This window comes from Mycobacterium sp. (assembly GCF_049683935.1).
In the GTDB taxonomy this organism is placed as follows: domain Bacteria; phylum Actinomycetota; class Actinomycetes; order Mycobacteriales; family Mycobacteriaceae; genus Mycobacterium.
In genome coordinates this window covers 1-2,751 of the sequence record NZ_JBAUJR010000147.1, presented here as the reverse complement: position 1 = coordinate 2,751, position 2,751 = coordinate 1, and the positions used below count along the sequence as shown (strand labels likewise).

Sequence of the window (2,751 nt, the reverse complement as noted above, 5' to 3'; positions counted from 1 at the left end):
GGGTGCAGCAGGTGGCCCGCATCGCCGCCGACCTCGGGGTCGGCATCGACCAGCTCGCGGTGGCCGCTGCGGTGTCGCAACCCTGGTCGCCACGGGTGCTCTCGGGTGCGGTCACGGTGTCGCAGGTGCAGTCACACATCGCCGGTGCAGACCTCGTTGTTCCTGCGGATGCACTCGACGCGCTGAGCGGGTTGTCCGAGGATCCGGTCGAATACTGGGCCGCCCGCTCCCGACGTCCGTGGGCCTAGGCCTAGACCAGCGGTGAGGTTTTCGCCGATGACGTTTCGCCGGCACCCGGGCTGCCTACTCTCGGTGGAAGGGCACGCGATCGCATCGGAGATCCTGCTGCGGACAACGCGAGTCCGGCGGGAGAATCATGAGTGGCAACCGGATCGTTGTCTACAAGGGCCCAGGCGAAGTGGCGGTCGAATCGATCGACTATCCCAAACTCGAGGTCCCGGCCGAAGTGGCCAGTGCGATGGGGATGAGTCGAAAGGCCGACCACGGCGTCATCCTCAAGTGTGTGTCGACCAACATCTGCGGATCTGATCAACACATGGTGCGCGGCCGCACCACCGCGCCTGTCGGGCAGACGCTCGGACACGAGATCACCGGCGAGATCGTCGAAAAGGGCTCTGATGTACAGTTTCTCGAGGTCGGTGACATCTGCTCGGTGCCGTTCAACATCGCCTGCGGTCGGTGCCGGAACTGCCGTGAGCGGCAGACCGGGATCTGCCTGAACGTCAACCCGGCGCGCGCCGGATCCGCCTACGGCTACGTCGACATGGGCGGTTGGCTCGGCGGTCAGGCCGACTACGTGTTCGTTCCCTTCGCGGACTTCAACCTCCTGAAGTTCCCCGACCGGGACGCGGCGCTGGCAAAGATCCGCGACCTGACGATGCTGTCCGATATCTTTCCGACCGGATACCACGGCGCCAAAACCTCCGGTGTGACAACGGGATCCACGGTGTATGTCGCCGGTGCCGGACCTGTCGGGTTGGCCGCCGCGTACTCGGCCCAACTGCTGGGCGCTGCCGTCGTCATCGTCGGCGATCTGAACGCCGACCGGCTCAAGCAGGCGGAATCGTTCGGGTGCGCGACCGTCGACATCAGCGCCGACGCGACGCTGGAGGACCAGATCGCCGACATCCTCAACACCAACGAGGTGGATTGTGCGGTCGACGCGGTGGGATTCGAGGCCAGCGGGCACGGACACAACGCGGGGGAGCAACCGGCCGCGGTGCTCAACTCGATCATGAACGCCACCCGCGCCGGCGGCAGTCTCGGTATTCCCGGTCTGTACGTCACCGGTGACCCCGGCGCCGCCGACCCCGATGCCAAGGACGGCACGCTGAAGGTCCGGTTGGGGCTGGGGTGGGCCAAGAGCCACAGCTTCTATACCGGTCAGTGCCCGGTGCTGTCGTACAACAGGGGTTTGATGATGAGCATCCTGCACGACAAGGCGCACATCGCCGATGCCGTCAACGCCACCGTCATCTCGCTCGACGACGCTCCTCGCGGGTACGCCGAGTTCGACTCCGGGGTGGCGGAGAAGTTCGTCCTCGATCCGCATGGGATGGTGCCCGCAGCCTGAGTCCGATCGGCCGACAGTTCAGCGGTAGGCGTCCCAGCCGAGCTTGACGGCCAGAGCGAGGCCGGCGACGCCGATCGTCACCCGCAGCGGGCCCGCGGGTGCATGACGGACGACGACGGGACCGAGTCGCGATCCGAGCAGGCACCCCACCCCGAGCGCCACCACGGCGAGCCACTGGACCGGCGCCGCCACCGCGAAGATCACCGCGGCGACGCTGTTCGCGACCCCGAGGACGACGTTCTTGCCGGCGTTGGCACGTGCCAGCGTGGCGCCGCCGGCGCGCAACAACAGCGCCAGCAGCAGCACTCCCGCGGCAGCACCGAAGTATCCGCCGTAGATGCAGATGACGAAGATCGCTGCACCCTCGAGGATCAGCAGCGTGGTGTGACGTCGGTGGCTGGCGACCCGCGCCTCACGCTTGGGTCTCACCGGTATCAGGATTGCGAGCGCGGCGAAGCCGAGCAGGAACGGCACGATGCGCTCGAAACCCTCTGACGGGGTCGACAGGAGCAGCACTGCGCCGGCGATGCCGCCCAGGGCGGCGAACGGCACGATCCGTTTGAGCCATTCGCCCTGACCGTGAAGTTCGGGCCGCGAACCCCAGATCGAGCCGATCCCGTTGAACACCAACGCCACTGTGTTGGTGACGTTGGCCGTGACCGGCGGCAGGCCGACGAGGAGCAGCGCGGGATAGGTCGCCACCGATGCCAGACCGGCGATGCTGCCGGTCAGTCCACCGAGTATTCCGGCCGCGAAGAGCAGCACTGCATGCGACCAGGACACCGGGCACATTGTGTACGACGTCCAACTGTGCGAGAGGTCCAACTCGGTTGCGCGCCGCGAACCAACAGGTCTAACATCGCCGACGTGCCGAGGCGACTCGTAGTAGCAACCCGCAGCGGGGTCTGATCCTGACCGACCCCTCGCTGTGGGTCGTCGCTACTCCGTCGGTCGATTTCTCCGAAGTCGGAAGGCCGGCACATGAACGCTCGATTCGCCACTGGATACCTCGCGACGCCGCAGTGCTTCGCGGCGCACGTGGACGGTCCGATACCGCGTGCTCTGCGTGAGGAGGCCGACATGAAACCTTTTGATCAGTTCGTCGACGATTACGCACCGGCCAGCGGTCCGCTGCGGCTGGGGCAGTGGTCCTGTAC

The 2,751-nt window shown here is 66.5% G+C and carries 2 protein-coding genes and 1 pseudogene; 2 read left to right on the top strand and 1 reads right to left on the bottom strand.

Features of this window, described 5'->3' with window-relative positions; genetic code table 11:
• Positions 1-248 (top strand): annotated as a pseudogene (locus WA965_RS08305) (aldo/keto reductase); the annotation flags it as partial.
• 128 nt (positions 249-376) lie between these two features.
• Positions 377-1,594, top strand: a complete 1,218-nt coding sequence (gene fdhA / locus WA965_RS08300) for a formaldehyde dehydrogenase, glutathione-independent (RefSeq protein WP_526302040.1) — start codon at positions 377-379, stop codon at positions 1,592-1,594.
• Positions 1,595-1,612: 18 nt separating this feature from the next.
• Here fdhA and WA965_RS08295 read toward each other — a convergent pair whose 3' ends face one another.
• A complete protein-coding gene (locus WA965_RS08295; protein ID WP_526302042.1) occupies positions 1,613-2,386 on the bottom strand; it encodes a sulfite exporter TauE/SafE family protein in 774 nt (257 codons plus the stop codon).
• Positions 2,387-2,751: the final 365 nt, after the last annotated feature.